Here is a 23,609-nt window from a genome sequence, read left to right as displayed (position 1 = left end):
CGGCCCTGGCGGCGGATCCACTTCTGGTTCAGCGTCGTCTATTCGGTCACCAACGTCCCCCATCTCATCGCCGACATCCTGGTGCCCGATGCCCGCCTCGATCAGATCGTGCTGATGGTGGCCCTCACGGTCTTCGGGCTGCTGATCAACGTGGAGGCCTGGCGCTGGTGGCGGCAGACCCCATGACAACTCCATCAGCTTGACGAGGAAACGATGCGCAGTCCTCGGAAAGGCTGGCTGCTGACGCCGGTGCTTGCCATGCTGCTGGGCCTGGTGCTGGCGCTCACCCCTTCGCTGGCCCCTGCCCAGCCCGGCGTGGGGGGAGCGGAACTTCAGGTGTTCGTGCGTGAGGGCTGTCCCCACTGCGCCGCCGCCAAGGCCTTCCTCCCCGAGCTGCAGAAGCGACGCCCGGAGATTCAGGTGCGTCTGCGGCCGCTCGAATCCGATCCCGCCGCGATCGACGACCTGATGCGCTACTCCCGACAGGCCGGCATCGGTGCCCCGGGGGTGCCCACGTTCGTCCTTGAAGGCCAGGTGCTGGTGGGTTTCGATGACGCCGAGGGCCGCGGCAAGGAACTGCTCGCCCTGATCGATCGACGTGAGCGTGCCTCCGGCAACGTGAGCCTCGGCCGCTTCGGCAGCATCAGCGCCTCTGCGCTCGGCCTGCCGATCTTCACCCTGGCCATGGGGCTGCTGGATGGCTTCAATCCCTGCGCAATGTGGGTGCTGCTGTTTCTGCTCTCGCTGCTGGTGCACTGGCGCGACCGGCGGCGCATGGCCCTGGTGGCCGGCACCTTTGTGCTCGTCAGCGGGGCCGTCTACTACGCCTTCATGGCGGCCTGGCTGAACGTCTTCCTGCTGCTGGGCTTCACCGCCTGGCTGCGGCTCCTGCTTGGATCCCTGGCCCTGGTGCTGGGGGTGGTGAATCTGGGCGAGTTCTGGCGCAAGGGTCCGAACTTCACCCTCTCAATCCCCGCCAGTGCCAAGCCGGGTCTCTATGCGCGCATGCGCGGGGTCATGCAGAGTCAGTCCCTGCCGGCAGCACTGGCCGCGGTGGCGGCCCTGGCGGTGGTGGTGAACGCGGTGGAGCTGCTCTGCACCGCCGGGCTGCCGGCGGTCTACACAGCTGTGCTCAGTCAACAGAACCTTGCTGCGGCCGCCCATTACGGCTACCTGGGCCTCTACATCGTGGGCTACATCGCCGACGACGCCCTGATGGTTGGGTTCGCCGTACTGGCGCTGAGCAGCAACAAACTCACCGAAGGCACGGGCCGGTGGCTGAAGCTCATCAGTGGTGTCGTGATGGTGGCCCTGGGCCTGCTTCTGGTGCTTCGGCCCGGCTGGCTGTTCTGAACAGGCTCACTCAGCGGCGGGTCCAGGTACCAATGTCGACGACGGAATCGAGATCGGAGGTGTGACGATAAACAACCTGAATCTGGTTGGGGCTGATGATCTTGCCATCCGTAAATCCATCCTCATCGACAATCTACATGGTGGCATTGTCATGGCCGAGCGTGCTGACAAACTTTTCTGTTGCGTACTTGGATTTGAAGATTCCGTGGAAAACCCGACCCTGTTGCTTGGTGATTTGAGCAACGGCATTCAGATCACTGAAATCACCATGATGATGGGTCTTGCATCTCGATGCTTCGACTTTGCAAAGCACGGCCCCCTTCCCTTCAACCGTCCATGTGCCGATCATGTTGGGAATGACAGGCGCGGCCAGAGCAGCAGAGAAGGTTCCTGCACAGATAAGAGTCGCCACGCCAGCCATGGCCAGCCTTGCCGTGAGAGGTTTTGCAATGGAATTGGCGCCCGCAACATAGTTCATTTGCCTTTACGCGAACGTCTCATCTATACCCTAGCCATAGAAGGCAATCACGTATAAAACACGCAAACTAATGACATATCAGCAGACAAGGTTTTTCTGACGGTTGTACGAATTTGCAGCGCTGATCTGGACAACACGATGCCAGGCAGGAATCAAGTATGTATTGCGGAATCCACCCAAACAGCAAGAGGGACACCCGATCCAAATGAACCAAGGCTGCAGCCAGTGGAGATTCCCTGCGCAACGCCCACATCAATGAGAGCCAGGGCTAATGCCAGTCGAGGCCGGGCAGAAAGGGAACGATCGCCGGGGTCGATGTCATGTAGTCGGCATAGCCGCTGTGCATGGAACACAGGCGCTGCTCCTCGCGTCGTGCCTTGAGGCTGAGTATGGTCGCCAGCGCCAGCAGCAGGCCCAGGTGCAGCAGGCTGCCGAGGGCCAGGGTCACCCCCAGGGAACAGAGCAGCAGCGACTGGTAGAGGGGATGGCGGCAACGGCCGTAGGCCCCCTCTGTGATCAGGGCCGCTCCGGGCATCGGTTCAGGCAGCGGACTGAGACTGTCCCCGAGGTTCAGGGCCCCCTGGGCGCCGATCACCAGGCCGATCAGGACGGTGAGCCCGCCGATCAGGCGCAGCGCCAGGGGCCAGTGAATCCCCAGATCCGAGGGCGGAGGCGTTGGCGGCAGCCAGTGGGCGGCGATCAGGATCATCTGCGCCAGCACCCACCACTCGCCGTGGCGGTTGTCCCGCAGACCCTCCTAGGAGAAGCCCCACTTCTGCATGCGTTCGTTCAGTTGGCTCAGCATGATTCGATCTCTACAGGTGAAGGGGGTGGGCCTGGCTGACGCCACAGGCCCAGCCACTCGTGGTTGCGCTTGTCCACCGAACCGGTGGCCGGCTCCCAGATCTCAGGCACCAGGCCGGCCTGGCGCAGCTGGGCTTCCACCAGCTCCGGGTCACTGCCCCAGGGCGGGCCGCCTGGCTGGCGGTGGCACCAGAACAGCCCCAGCAGCCAGCCGCCCGGCGTGAGCAGTCGGACCGCGGTGGCGATGTAGTCCTCCCGCAGGCCGGGATCGATCGCGCAGAAGCAGGTGTGCTCCACGATTCCGCTGAGGCTGCCGGGGGTCAGGCCCGCCGCCTCCAGGGCCTGCCGGTCGAACAGGTCGGCCTGCAGCCACTGCAGGGTGTCCCGAGCCTCGCCATGGAGCCTGCGGGCCTCGCGCAAAGCCTCGCCACTGAAATCCAGGCCGATGGCCGAGAAGCCGAGGTCTTCCAGCAGGGCGACCTCATGGCCGCGTCCGCAGCCAGACACCAGCACCCTGCCCGGTGACTGGGGCGCCAGCGGATGGCTGCGCAGGAGCTGGGCCAGCGGTGGGGCGGGCTGACCCAGCTCCCAGCCGTCAGCGCCTTCCTGGTAGCGCTGATCCCAGTGGCTCGCATCGGCGCTGAGGGCCTGTTTGGAGTGGCGCATGGGTCAAGCATGACCGGCTCAATCCCAGCATGTGCATAACATCATGGAGACATTGCCGTACAGCCCCCCCCTGTCGTGGGGACCTCAACCCCATGGTCGGACAACGAAGGTGTGTTGAATCTTGAGCAGAATGCTCCTGTTCCGTTCCGGACCATCCGCTGGGATCGCTTCAGCCGGTTGCTGGGCCAGGGGCCAGTCGGGGCTACCCCCCGTTCATAAAGCCCCGGCGTCAGCGGGGCAGGATCGCCCGGCCAGTCGCGCCACCACCCCCACCCCCGGGCCTGGTGGGGCTCAAAGCCGACTCTCTCGACCACCTCCTGGAAGCAACCCACGAATTCGCCCACCACCACGCCGGGTTCGATGCCGATAGCCATGTGATCGGCGCGCCCACGTCGGGCGCCATTGGCATTGATGCGGCTGTAGGCGTCGCAGTAGGCGGCGCTCAGATGGGGCTGGGGCATGGCAGAGAACGCAAGGGAATCGAACGGAACGGCTGCTGTCGGACCGCGCTCAGGCCGCCTCCACCCGCACCATCGGCTGGAAGAACTGGCGCCACAGCAGCCCACCGAAGCGCAGCTTCAGGCCGAGCTGGCGCAAGGGGGAGGCCCCCTGGCGGCGGGCGGCGCCCATCTCCTGGAAGCAGGCGACCAGGCGATCGCGCAGGGCGATGAAGCCGCCGGACTCCAGATCGAACACCCAGGGGAAGACACGGCGGGCCGTGCGGTTGGTCTGGCGCATCACCTCGGCGTCGAAGGCCTCCGGGTCCATGCCCAGGATCCGGTAGAAGTCGCCGCGCTCGCACACCGTGAGGCTGTGGGTGAGAAACACCGACCAGAGAAAGAAGCGACTCAGCAACTTGCCGCGAAATCCCTGGCGCAGGGCGGGCCAGCAGCGGATCAGCATGTTGAAGATGTCGCCATGGCGGTTTTCGTCCTGGCACCAGGGTTCGAAGAAATCGAACAGAGGCGCGAAGTTGCTATCGGGGTGGGCCTTGAGATGGCGGTCGATCAGGATGTAGCGCCAGTAGCCGATCTTTTCCGACAGGAAGACGCTGTAGAGCACCCAGCTCAGGGGGAACCAGGTGATCGGTCGCTTGGTGCTCAGGCTGGGCAGGTCGATCTCGATGCCTTCGGCCACCAGCGCCCGGTTGAGGAAGCCGGCATGGCGGGCCTCATCGCGGGCCATCAGCTGGAACAGCCGTCCCATCTCGGGACGCTGCGCCTGGAACAGCCGGCGGGAGAGCTCCTTGAACAGCAGGAATCCTGAGAATTCCGACACGCAGGAGCGCACCAGGTAGCTCTCGTAGGCCTGCTTCTCCTCGGGGCTGAGATCGCGGAGCCGATCCAGCGGTGCCTTGCGATCGAAATGCTCCCGGTTGTAGTCGGCCTCCATCTCGGAGAGCATCGCGTCGAAGGCCGGGCGTTGCTGCTCCAGGTCCGTGCGGGCCGCCTTGGCGATCTGGGTCGTGTAGAACCGCGGGGTGAGCAGGTCTTCCCGCAGGTGGGGGGCGGCCGGAATGGCAGCGGACGGGGCCGCGGCAGCTGAGGCGCCCGCGGCAGCGGAGGAGAGGGTGGCTGTCATCAGGGTGGCGACGTGCTTCACGTCATAACGACAACGTGATATTACGTGTTCCAGGTGATGCAGGAGGCTGTTTTCACGATTCTGCAAGACTGGCCTGAGACGACAGCGTGGTACCATCCACCCAATCCCAGGCACTGGAGCGGTCGATGGAATCTCTGGCCGACTACTTCAAGGTGTTCTCCGAGCCCAACCGGCTCACCGTGCTCGAGACCCTGCGGCCGGGCCCCCTGAACGTCACCGCCGTCGTCGAGAAGACCGGCCTCAGCCAGGCCCTGGTGTCCAAGCATCTCAAGCTGCTCACGATCGCCGGCGTGGTGCGCCGCCGTCCCGAAGGCAGCCTGGTGTTCTATGAAGTGATCGACAAGGGCGTCTTCCAGCTCCTGGTTCAGGCCAGAAAGCTGATGCTTGCCTCCCGCCGCCAGCAACTCGATGCCCTTGCGGCCATCCTCTGAGGTCCCCGCCGATCTTCCCGCCGACCTGGACGCCCTCAAACGCGCCCTGGCCGGGGGCCGTCGCGATTTTGCCGGCCTGCGGCTGGGCGATCTCGATGGCGTGGCCCTGGATCTGGGCGACTGCGACCTGCACGGCGGCTGCTTCAAGGAAGGCCGCTTCGGCCATGCCCGGCTGGCGGGGGCGAACGTGGAGGCCGCCTGCTTCCAGCAGGCCCTGCTCTGGGGGGCCGACCTCTCCGGTCTCAAGGCGCGCGGCTCCTTCTGGCACGACGCCGACCTGTCGGCGGCCCGGCTGCAGGGGGCCGATTTCGGCGGCGCCCTGATGCACCGCTGCTGTCTGCGGGGCGTGCTTGGGGCCCACAGCCGCTGGCGGTCCACCCGGCTGGTGGAGGCCGACTTCCGCGGCGGGCTCGACCAGCCCACCGATCTGGGCGGGGCCGATTTCCAGGGGGCCGATCTCAGCTTCGCCCAGATGCAGGGGGCCCTGCTGCAGGGGAGTGATCTGCGCGGTGCCTGCCTCTACGGCACCAACATGGGAGGCGCCGACCTGCGTGATGCCGATCTGAGCGGCTGCGACCTGCGGGACACCGATCTGCGGGACGCCATGCTGGATGGAACCCTGCTCCACGACGCCCTGCTGCCATGACCGACTGCTTCAATCTGATCGTGCTGGGGGCGGGCTCCGGTGGCCTGGCGGCCGCCAAACGGGCGGCCTCCTACGGGGCCTCGGTGGCCATCGTGGAGGGCGACCGGGTGGGGGGCACCTGCGTGATCCGTGGCTGCGTGCCCAAGAAACTGCTGGTCTACGGCTCGGCCTACCGGCACCTGCTGGCCGATGCGGCCAGCTACGGCTGGCAGCTGGATGGCTTCCGCCCGGATGCCTCGGTGCTGCTCGCCAATGTGCGCCGCGAGGTGGACCGGCTCAATGAGCTCCATATCGGCCTGCTGGAGAAGGCAGGCGTGGAGCTGGTGCGGGGCTGGGGCCGCTTCGCCGATCCCCACCACATTGAGGTGGTTAACGGATCCTCCACCAGCCGACGGCTCAAGGGGGATCGGATCCTGATCGCCGCCGGCGGCCGCCCGCACCGGCCCGTGTTTCCCGGGGCCGAGCTGGGCTGGGTGAGCGACGACATGTTCCTGCAGGAGCGCTTCCCCGACCGGGTGGTGGTGGTGGGCGCCGGCTTCATCGCCTGCGAGTTCGCCTGCATCCTGCATGGCCTGGGCGTGGCGGTGACCCTGCTGGTGCGGGGCGACCATCTGCTGCGGGGCTTCGATCGGGAGGCCTCCAGTGCGGTGCAGGAGGCCATGGAGGCTGAAGGCATCGAGATCCGCTTCGCCCACAGCCCCGCCGCCATCACTGGCGTGCCCGGAGCCCTGGAGCTCATCACCCAGAGCGGCGAGGTGCTCCCCTGCGGCGGCGTGCTGCTGGCCACGGGCCGCCGGCCCTTCCTCGAGGGACTGCAGCTGGAGTGCGCCGGAGTGGCGGTGGAAGGCCACCGCATCCCGGTGGATGCCGACCAGACCACCAACGTGCCCCACATCCATGCCGTCGGTGACGTGACCGACCGGATCAACCTGACGCCGGTGGCGGTGGATGAAGGCCGCGCCTTCGCCGACACCGTGTACGGGAACAAGCCCCGCCAAGTGAACCATGACCTGGTGGCCAGTGCCGTGTTCAGCCAACCGGAACTGGCCGGGGTGGGGTTGAGCGAGGAAGCGGCGATCGAACGCTTCGGAGCCGACGGCATCCGCGTACACCGGGCCCGCTTCCGGCCCATGGCCCAGGCCCTGCCGGCCCGTGGCCCCCGGGTGCTGCTGAAACTGATCGTGGAGACCGCCACCAACAAGGTGGTGGGCTGCCACATGGTGGGCGAGCACAGCGCCGAGATCATTCAGATGGCGGCGATCGCCATCGGCATGGGGGCCACCAAAGCCGACTTCGACCGCACCATGGCCCTGCACCCCTCGGTGGCCGAGGAGTTCGTCACCATGCCCGGCTGATCAGAGATCCTCTTCGACGCCCGGCTGGATGGTGCAGTCGGAGAGGGGGTAGCTGACACAGAGCAGGGCGAAGCCTGCGCCGATCTGCTCATCGTCGAGGAAGCTCTGGTCGGACTGGTCGACGCTGCCGGACAGGATCTTGCCGGCACAGGTGCTGCAGGCCCCGGCCCGGCAGGAGTAGGGCAGATCGATGCCCTGCTCCTCGGCCGCATCGAGGATGTAGGTGTCGTCAGGGCAGGAGAAGGTCTTGCCCCCTTCCAGGCTGATCGTGAAGCTCGCCATGGCACCGCAGCAGGAATCCCAGGGAATCCTTGGGGAGCCTGGGCCTGGGGGATGTATCGGGGGGTACAGCGTGCGCGGGAGGGGACACGCCTGGCTCAGGCGGCAGGGCCTGGTGGCGGTTCCGCTGGGAAGCCCCAGGCCCGCCGCAGGGCGGGATCGGTGAGCTCCCAGGCGTGCTCACTGGCCACGACGGCGGCCCGCAGCCCAGCTCCGTCCAACCCCCTCTGCTGCCGGCAGAGCTCAAGCCGCTGGCGAAAACACAGGCTTTCCTGCAACAGCGCCTCGACCCGTTCGGCACCACCGGCACTGGCCAGCATGGTGGGCTCCCGTCCGCAGAGTTCCAGGCTGTCGATGTGCTGCTCCAGCCAGGCAGCCTCGTACTGGAGCATGGCGTCGCTGCAGGCCTCGAGCCGTGCGCCGTAGAGGGCCAGATGCTCTTCAAGCCGGCCTTGGGCCTCACCCCGCTCAGCCGCCGGCAACGGGGTGGAGCGGTCGTGGAGCCGCTGCATGATCTGGCGCAGATAACTCATCGGCGGTGTCCTTGAAGCGCGGGCGCGGTCGGTGGGATCAAACGACAGCCAGGCCCCGTTCGTTGAACATGCCTTCGAACAGAACCGAACTGAGGTAGCGCTCGCCGGAATCGGGCAGCACCACCACGATGATGCGACCCGCGAAGGCTTCCTCCCTGGCCAGCCGCAGGGCGGCCACCGTGGCGGCACCGCAGGAGATGCCGGCCAGTATCCCCTCCTCCTTCATCAGGCGGCGGGCCATCGTCACCGCTTCCTCGTCGCTGACGGCCTCGACCCGATCGACCAGGGTGAGATCCAGGTTGGCAGGCACGAACCCGGCGCCGATGCCCTGGATCTTGTGGGGGCCAGGCTTGAGGTCCTCGCCGGCGATGGTCTGGCGGATGACGGGGCTGTTGAGCGGCTCCACCGCCACCGACACCAGGGGCTTGCCGAGGGTGGTCTTGATGTAGCGGCTGACGCCGGTGATGGTGCCGCCGGTGCCGACGCCCGCCACCAGCGCGTCCACCACACCGTCGGTGTCCTGCCAGATTTCTGGCCCTGTGGTGTCGTGGTGGATGCGGGGATTGGCAGGGTTCATGAACTGCTGCAGCATCACCCAGCGGTCAGGGTCGGACTCCGCCAGCTCCCGGGCCGCTCCGATCGCCCCGCCCATGCCGAGCCGACCTTCGGTGAGAACCAGATTGGCGCCGTAGGCCGTGAGCAGCTTGCGCCGCTCCAGGCTCATCGTCTCGGGCATCGTGAGGGTGAGGGGGATGCCCCGGGAGGCGGCCACGAACGCCAGGGCGATGCCGGTGTTGCCGCTGGTGGGTTCGATCAGTTCCTTGCCAGGACCGAGCAGACCATCCTTTTCCGCCTGCCAGATCATCGCGGCACCGATGCGGCACTTGACCGAATAGGCCGGGTTGCGGCCCTCGATCTTGGCGAGCACCCTCGCCCCGCATCCCTCCGTGACGCGATGCAACTCCACCAGCGGGGTCTGCCCGATGCTGAGGCTGTTATCGGCGTGGATGGGGCTCATGGTGCTCCCTGTGGATCCGGTCCATGGGCACCTTAGACAGCGTTCGCGCGCAGAAGACTGTCAAGCAGCTGCGGCACGTCGCACCGGCGACGCCGGCCCATACGATCGGCTTCAGCCATGGAACGTCGCCAGGGGTGAAGACACCGATCCCCGGGATCAATGGGCCCGTCGCCCTGCTGCTGCTGCTGCTCTCCATCGCCGTGGTGACCGTGGTGCTCGACCGGGGCCGCTACTGGTGGCACTGGTGGCGCACCCGGGCCTCCCGCCGCCAGCAGTGGGAACGGATGCTGGCGGATCAGGGGGCTCCTGCCGCTGGGCGGAAGCTGGAGGACTGGGACCTGGAGATGCGCTTCGGTGAACCGCTGCTGCAGGCCGCCGTCGTGCTGGCCCCCCTGCTGGGGCTCGTAGGCACCGTGCTCGGTCTGATGCAGGTGCTCGCCAGCCTCGGCCCCCAGCTGCTGCTGCCGGCGGGCGCCAACCTGGCCGGGTTCGCCCAGGTGCTGCTGAGCACGGCCATCGGGCTGATCGTCAGCCTGATCGCCAGCACCAGCCTGGTCGCCAACCAATGGTTGCGGCACAGCCAGTGCCTGCGGCTGCAGCGCCTCGGCCGTACCTGGGCCGCCCAGCCATGACCTACGCCCTGGCCTCTCTGGTGGGGCTGACCCTGCTGCTGTGCGGATCGGTCGCGGCCCTGGCGGACCTGGCCCGGGAGCGCCAGCCGCGGCTGCGCCCCCAGGGCGGCCAGGCCCTCACCGGCGCCCTATGGATCGTGCAGGCGCCGGAGGATCGCTGGTTCGTCAACGGCGAGCCCGTGTCCCGCGGCAGGCTGCCGGGCCTGCTGGCCTCCCAGCCAGAGAGCACCGAGATCCGTTTCCTGCCGGCGGCCACGTTGCCGCTGGGGCAGGTGAGCCGGTCCCTGGCCCGGCTGCGTGCGATCAGTCCCCGGCCGGTGGTGCTGGCCTTGCCCCAGAAGGGACCATGAACGCTGACACCGATTGCAACCCTTCCTGGGGGCCATCGCTGGACGCCCTGGCCCTGGGGACGATGGCCACGGGCCTGGCCCTGCTGAGCCTGGCGCTGATCCTGATTCCGCAGCGGCTGGCCCAGCGGCCGGCGAGCCAGGGGATCGTCAGCCTGCACCTGGCGGCCGATGGGCAGGTGCGGCTGTGGAACCAGCCGGTCCCCAGGGGGCAGCTGGTCGGCGTGCTGCAACGTCTCGAAGCCGGACCGGGCAGCCCCACGCTGCGGCTGGTTCCCGACCGTGACGTCCCCTGGGGGGTGGTGCAGGGGCTGATGGGGCAGCTGGGCCGCTCGGACCTGCCCCTGGAACTGCAACTGCCATGAAAGCCAGCCTGTCCTTCCTCCGTTGGCACCGTCTCCAGCTCCCTTTGCTGGTGGCCCTGGCCTTGAACGGGCTGCTGCTGCTGCCGGCGTTGCGTCCCTCCCAGCGTCCGCTGGCCAGCAGAGCCGCCATCCCAGCCGACGACACCCCCGAGCTGCTGCGCTTCAGCCGCCAGCAGTCCAGGGAGCCGTCCTTGCCGCTGCTGGCCCTGCCTTCGCTCAGCTCCCTGCCGCCGCCACCGCCGACGGATCTGCCGGCCGGACCCCGCGCCGGGTCGCCCAGCCACCGACTCGGCACCGACGCCCACAGGGGCCGGACCCAGGACCGGGTGGCGACCGCCTCGACGGCGGAGCGGGGGGCCGCCCAGGACCGTCCCCTCTCGAGGGCCGGCGCGGAAGCAACCGCGTCCACCACGTTGCTCGCCCTGGCCCTGCAGGCCCGGCCCCTCGAGGCGTCCGAGGCCACGGCCCTGGCGGGTCTGTGGGAGCAGGCAACGGCCACACGGGAGTCTCCAGACGGGATGGTCGTGCCGGCGGACGGCCTGGAATGGCGGCGCTTGCCCCTGGCCAAGGCGCGCGCCGCCGGGCTGCCCTTCAGTGATCCCCTCGCCGTCCTCTCCGGCGGCAAGCTGCTGCTGCTGTGGCCGGACGGCACGGCTCTCTGGATGCTGGCCGCCGCCGGCGACAGCAAAACGGTCAGCGCGACCCCCTGAACCAAGGCAGACTTCTGGAGACCCTAGGCGTCCAGAGCCGCGAGCGCCTGGAAGAGGCGCCGCAGGGCCTCGTCCAGGTCAGGGGCTTCCAACATGCCGTAGCTGAGTCGCAGCAGGCCCAGGCCCCCGGCCGGCGGCAGGCCGAAGCTGTCGCCGGGCAGGGCCGCCACCCCGTGCCCCAGCACCAGGTGGCGCATCAACGACGCGCCGTCCCGTGCACAGGGGAACCGCAGCAGGCCATAGAAGGCCCCATCCGGCGGGCCCAGCAGCTCCACCGCCAGGCCGCCCTCCCGGGCCGCCGCCACCGCAGCGAGCAACAGCCGGCGCCGCTGGCCGAGGGCCTCGACATGGGGGCGGCACCAGGTGGGTCCGGCATCCAGGGCCGCCAGCGCCGCCCGCTGGCTCACCTGGGGCGGGCAGATCAGCACCGTGTCCTGGACCTTGGCCAGGGCCCCCATCAGCTGCCGGGGAACCGCCGCGTAGCCCACCCGCCAGCCCGCCATGCCGTAGGCCTTGGACAGGGAGAACAGGGACACCGTGTGACCGCCGCTGCCAGGCAAGCGACCAGGACTCCAGTGGGGCACCGAGCCATGGACGAAATCGGCGTAGGCCTCGTCGCTCACATGCACCAGCCCGTGGCGGTGGCAGAGGCTGTTGATCGCCGCCAGCACCTGGGGCGGCGTCACCAGGCCGCTGGGGTTGTTGGGGGAGATCGTCACGATGGCGCGACTGCGGGGGGTGATCGCTGCCGCCAACCGGTCGGGGTCGGGCACCAGTCCCGCCGCCACCGGCACGGGCACGCCACCGGCCAGGCGGATCGCCATGGCGTGGTTGAAATAGAACGGCAGCGGCAGCAGCACCTCGTCGCCGGGGTCGCAGAGCACCTGGGCGATGGCGTTGAAGGCCATGTTGCTGCCGGCGGTGATCAGCAGCTCGCTGCCCTCCAGATCCAGGCCGCGTTCCTCGCTGAGCTCCCGCCGCACGGCCTCCAGCACGGCCGCCTCGCCCTGCACCGGTCCGTAGCGATCGAGCCGCCGATCCGTTTCCGCCAGGGCCAGGGCCACGGCCCGGCCCACCCCCGGCGGTGGCGCCCAGGCCACCATGCCCTGGGCCAGGGAGAGGACCTGCGGCCGCTGGCGCATCAGGGCGCCCACCTGGGCGATGACCGGATCGGCCACGGCCGCCATCCGTCCTGCCGCCCTGGGGAACGCTTCACCCATCTCAGGCCCCCGCCGGCAGCAGCAGCTCCATCACGGCGCCTCCGTCGGGGTGGTTGGCGGCCTGGATGCGGCCGCCGTGGGTGACGGCGATCTGCTGGACGATCGCCAGGCCCAGGCCGCTGCCGCCCCTGTCGCTGCGCACCCTGGAGGGATCGCCGCGGTAGAAGCGCTCGAACATGTGCTCCAGGTCGTCCTCGCTCAGGCCGGGGCCCTGATCGCGGATGGTCAGCAGGCACCACCCCGCCGTCGCTTCGATCTCCACCCGCACCGTGCCTCCGTCCGGGCTGTAGCGCAGGGCATTGTCCAGCAGGTTGAGCACGGCCCGGTGCAGCCGCGAGCCATCGCCCATCACGCCCAGGGGGGACTCCGCCGCCAGCTCCAGGCGGATGCAGCGGCGCTCGGCCAGGGGGCGCAGCCCCAGCCACACCTGTTGCACCAGCTGGGGCAGGTCGACACGGCTGCGCAGCCGCACCCCCTCCGGCAGGGTGTTCTCCAGCCGGGACAGTTCCAACAGATCGCCGACGAGCCGCTGCAGCCGCAACAACTCCCGCTGCAGCCGTTCCACCAGCACCGCATTGGCGTCATTGACGTGGGCAGAGAGGCTGTCCCCCACCAGCAGCAGGGCCGTCAGGGGCGTCTTGAGTTCGTGGGCCACATCACTCACCCAGCGCTCCTGCTGCTCCAGCTGGGCTTCGAGCGAGCGGCGGCTCTGGAGCATCACCGCCACCCAGCCGCCATCGCCGGGCAGGACGACCACGGCCAGCTGCTGGTCGCCCGGCTCCCAGTCCAGCCGCTGGGGGCGCTCCCGCCGGCGGGCGTTGCGGATCCCCTCCAGGAGTTCGGGGGAATGGCAGACCCTCTCGAGCGGTTCCTGACGGCGCAGTCCGGCCCCGGGGGCGTCCAGCAGCCGTTCGGCCCGCAGATTGATCAGCTGGATGCGATCGGCCCCGTCGAGAATCAACCAACCATCAGGGGCCTCGCCGATCCAGCGCAGCAGTTGCCGCAACGAAAGCCCGGAGAGACCCTGGCCGGGGCGACGGCGACGGCGTCCCAGCAGCCAACCCAGGGCCAGACCGAGCAGCCCGGCCAGCAGCAACCCCATTCAGCCGAAGCGGTAGCCGAAGCCCCGGACGGTGATCAGATGTTCGGGTGCCGAAGGATTGGCCTCCAGCTTTTCGCGCAGCCAGCGGATGTGCACGTCGACGGTCTTGCTGTCGCCGAAGTAGTCGTAGCCCCAGACCCGCTCCAGCAACTTGTCGCGGCTCCAGACGCGGCGGGGGTTCTGCATGAACAGCTCCAACAGCCGGTATTCCTTGGGGGAAAGATTCACCTCAAGGCCATCGCGGGTGACCCGGCACTCCTCGGGGTACAGGCTGAGGTTGGCGTGCTGAAACACCTTGGCGCTGACCTCCACGGAGCGGCTGCGGCGCAGCAGGGCCCGGCAGCGGGCCACCAGCTCCCGCAGGCCGAAGGGCTTGATCAGGTAGTCGTCGGCGCCCACCTCCAGCCCCAGAACCCGGTCGGTCTCGCTGTCACGGGCACTGACCACCAGGATGGGGGTCTGGTTGCCGGCGGAACGCAGCTGGCGGCAGAGATCCAGGCCCCCCAGGCCCGGCAGCATCAGATCCAGCACGACCAGGGAAAACTCCTCGCCCGGCGGGCACTCCTGCAGGGTGCGCAGGGCCTCACGGCCATTGGCACAGGCCGTGACCGAAAACCCCTCCAGAACGAGGACGTCACGGATCGTTTCGCGGATCGTGTCGTCGTCCTCGACAACCAGGAGGGGGGGATGCATCCCGGCATTATCGGTGTCTGCGGGGGGCAGATCCCAGAACTGTCTCAACGGCGTGGCAGATAGCTGACCACCAGGCGTCGTTGGCCGTCCAGCTGCAACCAGCCTTCATCGCGCAGGGCGCCGATGACGCGGGTGACGGTGACGCGGGTGGTGGCCAGGGCGCTGGCCACCTCCTGGTGGGTCAGGCGCAGGTTGAGGCGCAGGCCCGATTCGCAGGGCTGGCCGTACTCACTGGCCAGGAGTTCAAGAAAGCCACGCACCCGTTCATCAACGCGCTTGAGCCCCATCAGGGCCAGCAGGGCCTGGCTCTGATGGATGCGCAGTCCGAGGGCTTCCAGCATGGCCACGGCCAGGGCGCCGTCCTGGCGGATCTCGGCGCAGCTCAGGCAGAGCAGGTCGGTGTCAACCAGGGTGGTGGCGGCATAGGCCTCGACGCCGTTGAGGGGATCGCCGAAGGGTTCGTTCGGGCCGGCCAGCCCGAGCAGCATGTCGTCGCCGTGAATGGTGATGGCACTGAGTTTCACCATGCCGCGAACCACAAGCCAGACATTATTCTTCAGCAGCGGCACATTGCTGCCGGCACTGACATGAACCAGACTGCGTTTCTGGTAATTGGCTTCGAGAAGATCGCGGAATCCATCCTTGCTACCGGATTCACGGGAGGGCGTGAATACCATTGGGAAAAGCGCGTCGGATGCATGAAACTGTATGCAGCAACACCCACCAATCGAGCAAAGAGCTGGTAGTGCTTTGGTTAAGGGCTTGGTAAGGCCTGGGCCAACAGGGCCGGTTCGGTGGGGCTGTCGGGGCGTCGTTCGAGCCAGAGGTCCATCCACAGGCTGCGGCGCCGCTCGGGCAAGATCAGCCCGTCAGCCCGCTGCCGCCACTGGTCCCAGCAGCTCTGGGCCTTGCGGCGCAACAGAGCGTCAAGGGCAGGCACGCTCTTCGCCAACCCGGACGGCAACTGATCATCGATCGCCTTCTCCAGAACATGGAGATCGTTGAGTTCCCCGAGCAGCTCCTGCAGATCCCTCAGTTCCAACACCCACTGCCGGCAGCGCGAGCCGGTGACAGCCCCGAGATTCTCCAGTCCGTATCGGGCCGTCTTGAGCCGCTTGCGCAGGTCGTGAACCCGTTCCATGTCCCCCTGCTGCTCAAGGATGAACCAGCCGGGGTGCTGGAACAACCCGGCGATCATCGGGGTCTGCCACTCCAGGGTCCAGCCCAGCAGCGGCAGCTCCCCCAGCGGCGTGAGGTCGGGATGCCGCAGCCAACCCTGCAGCTGGGAGAGCAGCTTCAGGTAGCCGCCGCTCTGCAGCGTGGTGACCACCTGCTCGTAGGCCAGGGCCCGCTCGCGCCGCAGCTGTTTCAGTACGGGCTTGAGGGCCTTCCGCTCCGCCTCGGGCAGCTCGGGCATCAGATCCTGTTCGAGCCGTTCCCTGAGCACATCCAGGTCCCGCGCCATGCCAAGCCGCCGCACCGTCTTGGCCAGACGGGGGTCGGCGACGGCCTTGGGCAGCTGCAGGGCGGGGGCGAACTGGTGCAGGCAGGTGCGCAGACGCCGTAACGCCACCCGCATCTGATGCAGGGGTTCGGGGTCGCTGTCGGCCAGCACCGGCCCCTGCAGGGACACCAGCTTGTGGGTGAAGCGGGCGATCAGATCGACGGCGAACGCTCCGTTGCTGAACGGGTGGTCATCGTGCGGGCTGGCCATGGGAGGGGCCCGGAGGCCTCAACGGGGTGATTTCGAACGGATCTGCTCGAAGCTGCGCCGGATCGCTTCATTGATCGAGAGCCCGATGGGCAGATCACCCCCGAAGGAGGTACCGATCAGGTGGCGGTAGAGCTTGGATTCAACGACACGATAGGTGTCTGGAGGCAGGGGGATCACACCGGCCCTTTCACTGAAACGCAATCCCCCTTGGACCGTAAAGGTGATGAAGCGACGCACCTCAGGCCGGTCCCTCAGATCCTTGTCGTTGATGTAGACGAACAAGGGTCGCGACAGGGGCACGTAGCGTTCCTGCTGCACATTGCTGATCGTCGGTGGCCAGGTTCCCTTGGGCCCTGTGATGGCGAGCGCCTTCAGCTTGCTGGCCTGAGACCGGTAATAGGAAAATCCGAAATAGCCCAGGGCCAAAGGGTTCTTCTCAACACAACGGACGAGAACGTTATCGTCTTCACTAGCAGTGTAATCGGTGCGGGAATTTCGTGAATCCCCATTGATCGCCTTGTTGAAGTAGTCAAACGTTCCTGAGTCTGCCCCTGGGCCGCACAGATTGATCGGCCGATCCGGCCAGGCCGCATTCACCTGCTTCCAGCGCTTGATGCGTCCCTGCGCCTTGCGGTTCCACAGGGTGGAGAGCTCGGCGGTGCTGATGCGGCTGGCCCAGCTGTTGCTGGGATGGACCACCACCGAAATGGCATCAAAGGCCAGCGGCAGTTCAATGAAGGTGACTCCCTTGGCGGCACAGGCCTTCAGCTCCTTGGAGCTGATCGGACGGGAAGAGTTGCTGATCGGAATCTCCCCACGGCAGAAGCTGCGCATCCCGGCCGAGCTGCCCGTCTCCTTCAGGGCAATACTGACCGGGCGATCACCCTGGCGCTTCTGGAAGGCCTTGGCGGCCTCTTCCATGATCGGGAACACCGTGCTGGAGCCTTCAATGCGCACCACCGGAGCCGTGCCCGTCTGGGCCTGGGCCGGCACCGGTGCCAGCGACGGCGCCAGCCAGGCGCCGAGCAGAACAGCCAAACCGCTGCAGGCCATCACGCCCCTCGACTGGACTGTCGCAGGCAGCTTCAGGACCATGGTTCGAGACCAGCGAAGGAGGGGCGCTGCGCCGATCCTGCACCAGCAAGCTGAGGGGTTGGGTTAAGGAGAGATTGTGAGCTCCAGCTCAGCCCTGCCCGGTCCAGTCCTGGAACCAGCCCCGCCGCCACAGCCACCAGGCCTGCAGCGAGGCGATCAGGAGCATCAGTAACATGACGAAGGCGTAACCATGGCGCCATTGCAGCTCGGGCATGAACTCGAAATTCATGCCGTAGACGCCGACGATGAACGTGAGCGGCGCGAAGATGCTGGTGAGGATGGTGAGGGTCTTCATCACCTGGTTCATCCTGTTGCCGACGCTGGCCGCATAGGACTGGGTGATGGCATCGCACTGGCCCCGCAGCGACCCGCAGGCCTCAAACAGCTGGTCGACGAGTTCGGCCATGTCCCGGAAGCCCTCCAGGGCCTCGGTGCCCAGCAATCGCTGCCGTTGACGCAACAGCAGGCGGATCTGGTGACGCAGGGGCCAGATGAGGGTGCGGATGATGCGCAGATTGCTCCTGAATTCGTAGGAGCGGCGCAGGATCAGGGGGCGGGGATTGCGCAGGGAGGATTCCTCCAGCGCATCCAGCCGCTGGGACATCGCCTCCAGCATCGGGAACAGATCATCGAGCAGGTCATCGATGACAAAGTGCAGGATGTCATCCAGGTCCCGGTCGGCCAGGGACCCCGACTTGGACAGCAGCCACTCGGTGAGATCCGGGAAGGGATCCCCGCCGCAGCCCTCCTCCAGGGTGATCAGCAGGCCGGGCAGAAGCACCAGGCCCACCTGCTCACTCACCAGATGGGCAGGATCCTTGGCGAAACTGAGCCGGTGCAGCACCACCAGCAGCACATCCTCCAGGCCATTCACCTGGGGGCGCTGGGGCACCTCCAGCAGGGGGGGCAGCAGCACCGCCGGCACCTCCAGGCGATCGAGCAGCTGCTGGATGTAATGGCGATCCCCAAGCCCCTGCAGACGCAGCCACAGGGGGGTGCCCGCCTGGCGCAGGCTGGCCAGCCGCTCGATGGCGGGGGTGGGGGCACGCACCGGTCCGGACTCCAGGAACAGCACCGCATCGGCCCGGGTGGGCCCGAGCCCGCCATGGACATAGAGATGGGTGGGCAGACCGGCCGGACGCTGCTCCAGACGCTGGGAATTCAGCGCCCCTGGGGTGAGTCGCACCACGGGACTTCCGGTTGTTGCCACGATTCAACCGCAACGGCCCGATGGTGGGAATGGCAGGCGTGGCGGGGGTATTGGCGGTGGTCCCTGGTCTTTACGGGGTCTTAAGGCCGGCTAGCTAGCTTTAGCCATTGCTCTTGACGATTCGTTGACCAACCAGCCCTCCACGGGACCATCCAATCCCGAACTCGGCCGGCAGGAACGGGGTATCCAATCGCCCATGGAGGCCCATGGCAGCTACCGCGGCAGCGACTGGAGCCCGGAGCGGCTGATGTTTCACCAGAATCTGGAGTCCTTCGCCGACCAGGTGGGGCTGATCGTCGGCCTGCAGGCCAACGGCAAGATGAGCCAGGACGAGGCCTACGCGAAAATCAAGAAGATCTGGAAAGGCCTCAAATTCACCCGCAGTTCCCTTTTCGACGAATCCACGGACTGAACCGTTTCCGCTGATTTCCTTGGGCAGGCTCACGGCAGCGGGTCGTCGTGTTCACAGTTGCTCCGGAACGCCAGGCAGGTGAGCAGGGGCAAGTTGCGATCGCTCCTGTCGCTGGCGCTGCGGGCCACGATCGACTCGAGCACCTTGACGGTGGCCGTGATGTTAGGTCCCTTGTTGAGCATCACCGCATCGGCCCGGGCCCCCATGGCCGCATCGGTGATCTCGGCGCGGGTGGGATGGCCATGCTGGGCCAGGGTGTCGAGCACCTCGGTGGCCCAGATGCAGGGAACGTGCGCCGCGGCGCAGATCCGCAGGATTTCCTCCTGAATCGGAGCCAGGGCCTCCCAGCCGCACTCGATCGCCAGATCACCGCGGGCGATCATCACGCCCACCGGGGCGCCGTGGGCCATGGCCGCCAGCAGCAGCCCGGGCAGGTTCAGAAAGGCCTGGCGGGTTTCAATCTTGAGGACCACCGCCAGATCGCCCCGGCCCCGGTCCTCCAGGCACTGGCGCAGGGTCTGGATGTCGGACTCCCGGTGAACGAAGGAATAGCTGATCATGTCGGCGTGCCCCGTCACGAACGCCAGGTCCTTGATGTCCTTGGCAGTGAGCGCTGGCGTGCGCAGTTCACTATCGGGGAAATTGATCCCCTTGTCGGAGCGGAGCCGGCTGCCCCTGGCCTGGGCCGTGGTGACCTCAAGCACCACCTTCTGGGCTGACACGGCCCGGATCACCCCTCCGATGCGGCCATCGTCGAAGAGCACCCGCTCACCGGGGCGCAGATCGACGAACACCTCCGGCAGGGTGCAGGGGAGCGTGCCGCCGCCCTGGTCCGGCTCCGGCGTCAGACGGATGGCGTCGCCTGGGCGCAGCAGCCGTTCGCCACTCACCGGCGCCAGCGGACCCACGCGCAGCCGGGCTTTGCCGTGCCGCTGGCGGAACACCAGGCCGGAGGTGAAGTGGCAGGTCTTGTCGGCCTGCAGCATCAGAACCCCATCGGGGCCGCGTCGAACCACCTGGAGGGTGCGTCGGCGGCCTGAGGCATCCCGCCCCTGCAGGCGATCCCCCTTCTTCAGCCGCTTCGCCTTCGACAGTCGCGCCGGCAGCAGCACGGCTTCCGTGTCCTGCGGCCGGGGCAAGGCTCCATGCGGCACCGCCAGGATCCGCACAGGTTGGGTGGGCCTTCCCGTCCGGTCGCGGGGGGGACGGGCGCGGATCACCGCGGGCTGGAGGACCAGCTGGCCGGTGCGCAGCTTCGGACCCGCCAGGTCGATGGCGATCGCACAGGGACGGCCCGTGATCACCCGGGCTTCTCTGAGCGCGTCCACCATCCGGCCCCAGACCACGGGGTCGTCATGGGCGCAATTGATGCGTGCGATGGTCATCCCCGCCGCCAGCAGATCGGCGACCAGGGCGGGGCGCTCGGCCGCCTCCGCTGGCAGCGTGACCATGATTCCGGCGACCCCCGCGGCGGCCAGGGCTCCGAACAGCCGGTCGCAATGCCGCTCCAGCACCTCGGGACCGCCCAGTTCTGAGGGGCCGCCCGGCTGTTCCTGGGTCGCCGCCGAGGCCCTCAGACCCTCCAGCGCTTCGAGGGCGGTGATCACCGCCTCAAGACTGGACAGCAGGTGGGCGTCGCAATCGGTGAGGGGACAGAGACCCCGTCGTCGCAGCGCCTTCGGCAGGCCCGGATGGGCATGGCGATGGAAGGCGATGAAGTGGAGCAGATTGCGGGCACTGGCCCGGTAGTCGGGGTGAATGGCCTTCAGGCAGTCGGCCTCCTCCACCTCGATGCGCTCCAGGGTGGCCCTGAGGGCCAGCAAGGTGTCGAGCAGCCAGAGGGCCGGGGCAGGCGTGGCTTCCTTCATGGCCGCGGGTCCTCGGTGGCTATAGCTTCACCCACGGCCACGGCTTCCACCGTGCAGTGGAGGCCCTGGCGGCGCAACTCCTCCGCCAGCTGCTCGGCCAGTTCGCGGTCGAGGGCCGGGGTGAGGTGCTCCTTTCCATCGAGCAGGGGCGCCATCGTCCCCGGCGGGCCCCCCAGATGCCGGGCCAGGGACTGCAGGGCCTCGAAACGGCCTTCTTCCCTGGGGGCACCCTGCAGGCGCAGGCGCCAGCCGGGCGGATCCGGACTGCCCAGCTCGACCCGCCGCAGCTGAGCCAGGGTGGCCAGCACCACCAGTTGATCCCCCGCCGCCAGCACCAGATCCAGGGAGGGCAACACCAGCGGGGAACGGCGACCGGGACGCAGGAGATGGATGGTGGTGACCCCGTAGCCCTGCTCCACCCGGGAGAGGTTCAGACCGCACAGGGCATCGCCCTGCTGGATCCGATAGCGCACCAGCAGGTGGTTGGCCCCGTCAATGCGGCAGATCTCCTCCACCCGCTCGCCGAAGGCCGTGGCCACGACCGCATCGGCCACCAGATCCATGCTGGAGATCACCGCCATGCCGCCGAGCAGGTCGCCGAGTCGTTCAGCCGCCTCGACGGCGTGGGAGAGAATCACGTAACGGGCCTCAGGCCAGGACTTCTGCAGCTGGAAGGTCTCCTGGAGGTTGGCGAGCAGATCGACGGAAAGCAGGCCGATCCCCTCCAGCCGGCAGTGCTGCAGCGCGGCGAGGGCCGCTTCCCAGCGATGGAAGACCACCATCCCCGAGCGGTGCAGTGGCTGCACGGGTCGTGTGTCGATCCGCAGCACCTGCAGGCCATCCCTGACCAGATTCTCGGCCACCCGCGCGGCGAGGTCGTCCCCTTCGGCCAGCAGGATCCAGCGGCTGCCGCGGCGGAAACGGCCGGGATGGCTCCATCCGAAACGCTCCCGCAACAACCGTTCCAGGATCACGGCCACCAGGGCGGAGGTGAGCAGGGTGCCCACCAGGGAATACAGCAGGGTGACGCCGATCAGCCAGGGGGCCGCCGCCGCGATGCCGTCACCGGGGGGCAACAGCACATTCACCGGATCGACGAACTCCCCCAGCAGCAGCGCCAGGGTGACGAACACCCCCTGCCTCCAGCCGCCACCGGCGGAGAACAGGGCCAGACCCAGGACCAGCAACGCCAGGAGCACCAGCAACCCGCCCTGTTGGAGCTGGCTGCACTGCCGCCACAGCCGCAGCGGTGCCCCGAGGCCGCGGCGCAGGGCCAACCACCGACCCCTGGCCGTCGTGGCGGGGACAGCGTCCGCCGAGCGGTGGTGGTGCGAGCCCATCGGCACCACCTGCAGGGGGCGGGCCTGGCCCGGGGCGGCCTGGCGCAGGCTGCGCTGCTGCCGTCGATCCAGGTCGTTTCCCTCCACCACCAGGTAGGACTGGCCATCCACCCGGAAGCAGGCCTCCTGGTCACCGGGCCGGAGGGCCTCGGTGACGGCCCCGGCCGTGAGCATCAGGGGATCCACCACGGCCACCCCGGGCAGGCGCTCCTCGAGCAGGGCCCCGAGGCTGGCCAGCTGGCCGGAGGAGCGCACCACCAGGTCGGCCGAGGGATTGAGCAACCGCACCTGCAGAGCCGCCTCCACGTTCACCGTGCTCTCGGTGCTGAGCAGCAGCACGGCCCGGGCCGTCTCGACCCCGGCCTGGGAGAGCACATGGGGCAGACGCATGTCCCCAAGCACCAGCGAGGACCCGAAGCGTTCCTCCAGGCGGGGATCGCGCCAGTCCGGTCGCTCACGGTCCAGGCACCGCAACGGCACGTCGAAGGGCAGCAGGCGCAGCAGGCAGGCCTGGCCGAGGGATCCGAGGCCACAGATCAGCACCGAGCCTTCGCGAGGGCAGGACGCCCCGGGCGAGGGGAACGGAGTGGGAGTCACCCCGGGCTGGGCTGCAGGGTCGGGAATGGAACACTGGCAGGCCCACCCATCTTCCCAAGCCATCGTTGATGCCGCTTGCCCCGGGTCTTAACCATCTCTGGTGAGGGTGAGGCTGTGCCCATGACCGTGCAGCCATGACCAGCACCCTCGCCCCCGTGATGGGCCTCCCCGAGCCCGGCACCTATGCCGATCCCCAGCGCAACGGCCTGGCGGCGAAGGATCTGCTCGACGGCCTCATCGAGCACCTCTTCTATTCCCTCGGCCGGCGTGTGCAGGAAGCCGACCGCCACGACCTCTACATGGCCCTCAGCTACGCCGTGCGCGACCGGTTGATGAGCCGCTACCTGGCCGGTCTTGACGCCATCCTTGCCAGCCCCGCCCGGGTGGTGGCCTACCTCTCGGCCGAATTCCTGATCGGCCCCCAGCTCGGCAACAACCTGCTGATGCTCGGCATCCAGCAGGAGGCCGCCGAGGCCCTGAGGCCGTTCGGCATCAACGACCTCGAGGAGATCCTCGACGTGGAGGAGGAGCCGGGCCTGGGCAACGGCGGCCTCGGGCGCCTCGCCGCCTGCTTCCTCGAATCCCTCGCCTCCCTCGAGATCCCCGCCACTGGCTACGGCATCCGCTACGAGTTCGGCATCTTCGACCAGCTCATCCGCGACGGTTGGCAGGTGGAGATCACCGACAAGTGGCTCAAGGGCGGCTGGCCCTGGGAAATCGTCCAGCCCGAGAAGGCCTGCGTCGTGGGCTTCGGCGGCCACACCGAGAGCCATCGCGACGACCACGGCACCTACCACGTGCGCTGGATCCCGGCCGAGCACGCCATCGGCATTCCCCACGATGTGCCGGTGCTGGGCTACCGGGTGAACACCTGCGACCGGCTGCGCCTCTGGCGAGCGGAAGCCTGCGAATCCTTCGACTTCCAGACCTTCAACAGCGGCGATTTCTATGGCGCCGTCGAAAAGATGGTGGGGTCGGAGACCCTCTCCAAGGTGCTCTATCCCAACGACGGCACCGATGCGGGACGGCGCCTGCGCCTGATGCAGCAGCACTTCTTCGTCAGCTGCTCCCTCCAGGACATGATCCGCAGCCTCGATGCCCGCGGCATTCCCATCGAGGAGTTCCCCGACCACTGGGCC

Annotated in this window: 26 protein-coding genes and 1 pseudogene; 11 read left to right on the top strand and 16 right to left on the bottom strand. The window is 67.9% G+C overall.

Annotated features, from left to right (window positions below):
• A pseudogene (locus tag KUG43_RS00660) lies at positions 1 to 186 on the top strand (hypothetical protein); the annotation flags it as partial.
• 27 nt (positions 187 to 213) lie between these two features.
• Positions 214 to 1,353: a glutaredoxin family protein gene (locus tag KUG43_RS00655; protein WP_216905205.1), complete on the top strand. Its 1,140-nt coding sequence runs from the start codon at positions 214 to 216 to the stop codon at positions 1,351 to 1,353.
• A gap of 133 nt (positions 1,354 to 1,486) precedes the next feature.
• Here KUG43_RS00655 and KUG43_RS00650 read toward each other — a convergent pair whose 3' ends face one another.
• The 4 genes from KUG43_RS00650 to acsF all read right to left on the bottom strand — a co-directional run bounded on the left by KUG43_RS00650 (position 1,487) and on the right by acsF (position 4,882).
• Complete coding sequence (locus tag KUG43_RS00650) at positions 1,487 to 1,774, bottom strand: hypothetical protein (protein WP_216905204.1); 288 nt, start codon at positions 1,772 to 1,774, stop codon at positions 1,487 to 1,489.
• Positions 1,775 to 2,099: 325 nt separating this feature from the next.
• Positions 2,100 to 2,540: a methyltransferase family protein gene (locus KUG43_RS00645; protein ID WP_216905203.1), complete on the bottom strand. Its 441-nt coding sequence runs from the start codon at positions 2,538 to 2,540 to the stop codon at positions 2,100 to 2,102.
• 89 nt (positions 2,541 to 2,629) lie between these two features.
• Positions 2,630 to 3,301: a methyltransferase domain-containing protein gene (locus KUG43_RS00640; RefSeq protein ID WP_216905202.1), complete on the bottom strand. Its 672-nt coding sequence runs from the start codon at positions 3,299 to 3,301 to the stop codon at positions 2,630 to 2,632.
• Between the two features lie 510 nt (positions 3,302 to 3,811).
• The gene (gene acsF, locus KUG43_RS00635) at positions 3,812 to 4,882 is read right to left on the bottom strand and encodes a magnesium-protoporphyrin IX monomethyl ester (oxidative) cyclase (RefSeq protein ID WP_286194255.1); all 1,071 of its coding nucleotides are present in this window, start codon (positions 4,880 to 4,882) and stop codon (positions 3,812 to 3,814) included.
• A gap of 107 nt (positions 4,883 to 4,989) precedes the next feature.
• On the opposite strand from acsF, the gene KUG43_RS00630 reads away from it, so the two are divergent.
• The 3 genes from KUG43_RS00630 to gorA are packed head-to-tail and all read left to right on the top strand — an operon-like array spanning position 4,990 to position 7,335.
• On the top strand, positions 4,990 to 5,334 hold the full coding sequence (locus KUG43_RS00630) for an ArsR/SmtB family transcription factor (protein ID WP_502988567.1): 345 nt from the start codon (positions 4,990 to 4,992) through the stop codon (positions 5,332 to 5,334).
• Positions 5,312 to 5,980 (top strand): pentapeptide repeat-containing protein, encoded by a 669-nt coding sequence (locus KUG43_RS00625; protein ID WP_216905201.1) that lies wholly within the window; start codon positions 5,312 to 5,314, stop codon positions 5,978 to 5,980. Before KUG43_RS00630 ends, KUG43_RS00625 begins: the two co-directional genes overlap by 23 nt.
• Positions 5,977 to 7,335, top strand: a complete 1,359-nt coding sequence (gene gorA, locus KUG43_RS00620) for a glutathione-disulfide reductase (RefSeq protein WP_216905200.1) — start codon at positions 5,977 to 5,979, stop codon at positions 7,333 to 7,335. Before KUG43_RS00625 ends, gorA begins: the two co-directional genes overlap by 4 nt.
• On the opposite strand, the gene KUG43_RS00615 is transcribed toward gorA, so the two are convergent.
• The 3 genes from KUG43_RS00615 to cysK form a co-directional block, all read right to left on the bottom strand.
• Positions 7,336 to 7,617 (bottom strand): 2Fe-2S iron-sulfur cluster-binding protein, encoded by a 282-nt coding sequence (locus tag KUG43_RS00615; protein WP_216905199.1) that lies wholly within the window; start codon positions 7,615 to 7,617, stop codon positions 7,336 to 7,338. It abuts the gene before it with no gap.
• Positions 7,618 to 7,712: 95 nt separating this feature from the next.
• Positions 7,713 to 8,147 (bottom strand): hypothetical protein, encoded by a 435-nt coding sequence (locus KUG43_RS00610; RefSeq protein ID WP_216905198.1) that lies wholly within the window; start codon positions 8,145 to 8,147, stop codon positions 7,713 to 7,715.
• 37 nt (positions 8,148 to 8,184) lie between these two features.
• Positions 8,185 to 9,165 carry a cysteine synthase A gene (gene cysK / locus KUG43_RS00605; protein WP_216905197.1) on the bottom strand — a complete coding sequence of 327 codons (981 nt, stop codon included), beginning with the start codon at positions 9,163 to 9,165 and terminating at the stop codon, positions 8,185 to 8,187.
• 134 nt (positions 9,166 to 9,299) lie between these two features.
• On the opposite strand from cysK, the gene KUG43_RS17185 reads away from it, so the two are divergent.
• Genes KUG43_RS17185 through KUG43_RS00585 form a run of 4 tightly spaced genes read left to right on the top strand, consistent with a single transcriptional unit; the run spans position 9,300 to position 11,219 of the window.
• Positions 9,300 to 9,797, top strand: a complete 498-nt coding sequence (locus KUG43_RS17185) for a MotA/TolQ/ExbB proton channel family protein (protein WP_216905196.1) — start codon at positions 9,300 to 9,302, stop codon at positions 9,795 to 9,797.
• Positions 9,794 to 10,147 carry a hypothetical protein gene (locus KUG43_RS00595; RefSeq protein WP_216905195.1) on the top strand — a complete coding sequence of 118 codons (354 nt, stop codon included), beginning with the start codon at positions 9,794 to 9,796 and terminating at the stop codon, positions 10,145 to 10,147. The genes KUG43_RS17185 and KUG43_RS00595 overlap by 4 nt, the downstream gene beginning before the upstream one ends.
• Complete coding sequence (locus KUG43_RS00590) at positions 10,144 to 10,509, top strand: ExbD/TolR family protein (protein ID WP_216905194.1); 366 nt, start codon at positions 10,144 to 10,146, stop codon at positions 10,507 to 10,509. Before KUG43_RS00595 ends, KUG43_RS00590 begins: the two co-directional genes overlap by 4 nt.
• On the top strand, positions 10,506 to 11,219 hold the full coding sequence (locus KUG43_RS00585; protein WP_216905193.1) for a hypothetical protein: 714 nt from the start codon (positions 10,506 to 10,508) through the stop codon (positions 11,217 to 11,219). Before KUG43_RS00590 ends, KUG43_RS00585 begins: the two co-directional genes overlap by 4 nt.
• 23 nt (positions 11,220 to 11,242) lie before the next feature.
• Here KUG43_RS00585 and KUG43_RS00580 read toward each other — a convergent pair whose 3' ends face one another.
• The 7 genes from KUG43_RS00580 to corA form a co-directional block, all read right to left on the bottom strand.
• The gene (locus tag KUG43_RS00580; protein ID WP_286194254.1) at positions 11,243 to 12,439 is read right to left on the bottom strand and encodes an aminotransferase class I/II-fold pyridoxal phosphate-dependent enzyme; all 1,197 of its coding nucleotides are present in this window, start codon (positions 12,437 to 12,439) and stop codon (positions 11,243 to 11,245) included.
• 1 nt (position 12,440) lies between these two features.
• Positions 12,441 to 13,541, bottom strand: a complete 1,101-nt coding sequence (locus KUG43_RS00575; protein WP_216905192.1) for a sensor histidine kinase — start codon at positions 13,539 to 13,541, stop codon at positions 12,441 to 12,443.
• Positions 13,542 to 14,234 (bottom strand): response regulator transcription factor, encoded by a 693-nt coding sequence (locus tag KUG43_RS00570; protein ID WP_216905191.1) that lies wholly within the window; start codon positions 14,232 to 14,234, stop codon positions 13,542 to 13,544.
• Positions 14,235 to 14,278: 44 nt separating this feature from the next.
• Positions 14,279 to 14,911 (bottom strand): Crp/Fnr family transcriptional regulator PtrA, encoded by a 633-nt coding sequence (ptrA, locus tag KUG43_RS00565; RefSeq protein ID WP_216905190.1) that lies wholly within the window; start codon positions 14,909 to 14,911, stop codon positions 14,279 to 14,281.
• A 77-nt stretch (positions 14,912 to 14,988) separates the two neighbouring features.
• Complete coding sequence (locus tag KUG43_RS00560; RefSeq protein WP_216905189.1) at positions 14,989 to 15,948, bottom strand: CHAD domain-containing protein; 960 nt, start codon at positions 15,946 to 15,948, stop codon at positions 14,989 to 14,991.
• An 18-nt stretch (positions 15,949 to 15,966) separates the two neighbouring features.
• Positions 15,967 to 17,043: a PstS family phosphate ABC transporter substrate-binding protein gene (locus KUG43_RS00555; RefSeq protein WP_286194253.1), complete on the bottom strand. Its 1,077-nt coding sequence runs from the start codon at positions 17,041 to 17,043 to the stop codon at positions 15,967 to 15,969.
• Between the two features lie 88 nt (positions 17,044 to 17,131).
• Positions 17,132 to 18,229 (bottom strand): magnesium/cobalt transporter CorA, encoded by a 1,098-nt coding sequence (corA, locus tag KUG43_RS00550; RefSeq protein ID WP_353617874.1) that lies wholly within the window; start codon positions 18,227 to 18,229, stop codon positions 17,132 to 17,134.
• A gap of 148 nt (positions 18,230 to 18,377) precedes the next feature.
• Here corA and KUG43_RS00545 point away from each other — a divergent pair, with 148 nt between their 5' ends.
• Positions 18,378 to 18,665, top strand: a complete 288-nt coding sequence (locus tag KUG43_RS00545) for a DUF7219 family protein (protein ID WP_286194252.1) — start codon at positions 18,378 to 18,380, stop codon at positions 18,663 to 18,665.
• Positions 18,666 to 18,694: 29 nt separating this feature from the next.
• Here the strand turns inward: KUG43_RS00545 and KUG43_RS00540 are convergent, their stop codons facing one another.
• On the bottom strand, positions 18,695 to 20,533 hold the full coding sequence (locus KUG43_RS00540) for a pyruvate kinase (protein WP_216905187.1): 1,839 nt from the start codon (positions 20,531 to 20,533) through the stop codon (positions 18,695 to 18,697).
• Positions 20,530 to 22,470, bottom strand: a complete 1,941-nt coding sequence (locus tag KUG43_RS00535) for an NAD-binding protein (RefSeq protein ID WP_216905186.1) — start codon at positions 22,468 to 22,470, stop codon at positions 20,530 to 20,532. The genes KUG43_RS00540 and KUG43_RS00535 overlap by 4 nt, the downstream gene beginning before the upstream one ends.
• 134 nt (positions 22,471 to 22,604) lie before the next feature.
• Between KUG43_RS00535 and KUG43_RS00530 the strand changes: the two genes are divergently transcribed.
• Positions 22,605 to 23,609: glycogen/starch/alpha-glucan phosphorylase (locus KUG43_RS00530; protein WP_216905185.1), on the top strand; the 1,005-nt coding region annotated here is incomplete at its 3' end.

The sequence above is a fragment of the Synechococcus sp. CCY 0621 genome (assembly GCF_019038465.1).
GTDB lineage: Bacteria > Cyanobacteriota > Cyanobacteriia > PCC-6307 > Cyanobiaceae > Cyanobium.
The sequence above is the reverse complement of the archived record's forward strand: the minus strand, read 5'-3'. Positions and strand labels throughout refer to the sequence as shown.

Bases quoted from the DNA above. Each gene is read 5' to 3' on its own strand.
- KUG43_RS00655 (WP_216905205.1), top strand. From the start codon at position 214: ATGCGCAGTCCTCGGAAAGGCTGGCTGCTGACGCCGGTGCTTGCCATG.
- KUG43_RS00650 (WP_216905204.1), bottom strand. From the start codon at position 1,774: ATGGCTGGCGTGGCGACTCTTATCTGTGCAGGAACCTTCTCTGCTGCT.
- KUG43_RS00645 (WP_216905203.1), bottom strand. From the start codon at position 2,540: ATGATCCTGATCGCCGCCCACTGGCTGCCGCCAACGCCTCCGCCCTCG.
- KUG43_RS00640 (WP_216905202.1), bottom strand. From the start codon at position 3,301: ATGCGCCACTCCAAACAGGCCCTCAGCGCCGATGCGAGCCACTGGGAT.
- acsF (WP_286194255.1), bottom strand. From the start codon at position 4,882: ATGACAGCCACCCTCTCCTCCGCTGCCGCGGGCGCCTCAGCTGCCGCG.
- KUG43_RS00625 (WP_216905201.1), top strand. From the start codon at position 5,312: ATGCCCTTGCGGCCATCCTCTGAGGTCCCCGCCGATCTTCCCGCCGAC.
- gorA (WP_216905200.1), top strand. From the start codon at position 5,977: ATGACCGACTGCTTCAATCTGATCGTGCTGGGGGCGGGCTCCGGTGGC.
- KUG43_RS00615 (WP_216905199.1), bottom strand. From the start codon at position 7,617: ATGGCGAGCTTCACGATCAGCCTGGAAGGGGGCAAGACCTTCTCCTGC.
- KUG43_RS00610 (WP_216905198.1), bottom strand. From the start codon at position 8,147: ATGAGTTATCTGCGCCAGATCATGCAGCGGCTCCACGACCGCTCCACC.
- cysK (WP_216905197.1), bottom strand. From the start codon at position 9,165: ATGAGCCCCATCCACGCCGATAACAGCCTCAGCATCGGGCAGACCCCG.
- KUG43_RS00595 (WP_216905195.1), top strand. From the start codon at position 9,794: ATGACCTACGCCCTGGCCTCTCTGGTGGGGCTGACCCTGCTGCTGTGC.
- KUG43_RS00590 (WP_216905194.1), top strand. From the start codon at position 10,144: ATGAACGCTGACACCGATTGCAACCCTTCCTGGGGGCCATCGCTGGAC.
- KUG43_RS00585 (WP_216905193.1), top strand. From the start codon at position 10,506: ATGAAAGCCAGCCTGTCCTTCCTCCGTTGGCACCGTCTCCAGCTCCCT.
- KUG43_RS00580 (WP_286194254.1), bottom strand. From the start codon at position 12,439: ATGGGTGAAGCGTTCCCCAGGGCGGCAGGACGGATGGCGGCCGTGGCC.
- KUG43_RS00575 (WP_216905192.1), bottom strand. From the start codon at position 13,541: ATGGGGTTGCTGCTGGCCGGGCTGCTCGGTCTGGCCCTGGGTTGGCTG.
- KUG43_RS00570 (WP_216905191.1), bottom strand. From the start codon at position 14,234: ATGCATCCCCCCCTCCTGGTTGTCGAGGACGACGACACGATCCGCGAA.
- ptrA (WP_216905190.1), bottom strand. From the start codon at position 14,911: ATGGTATTCACGCCCTCCCGTGAATCCGGTAGCAAGGATGGATTCCGC.
- KUG43_RS00560 (WP_216905189.1), bottom strand. From the start codon at position 15,948: ATGGCCAGCCCGCACGATGACCACCCGTTCAGCAACGGAGCGTTCGCC.
- KUG43_RS00555 (WP_286194253.1), bottom strand. From the start codon at position 17,043: ATGGTCCTGAAGCTGCCTGCGACAGTCCAGTCGAGGGGCGTGATGGCC.
- KUG43_RS00540 (WP_216905187.1), bottom strand. From the start codon at position 20,533: ATGAAGGAAGCCACGCCTGCCCCGGCCCTCTGGCTGCTCGACACCTTG.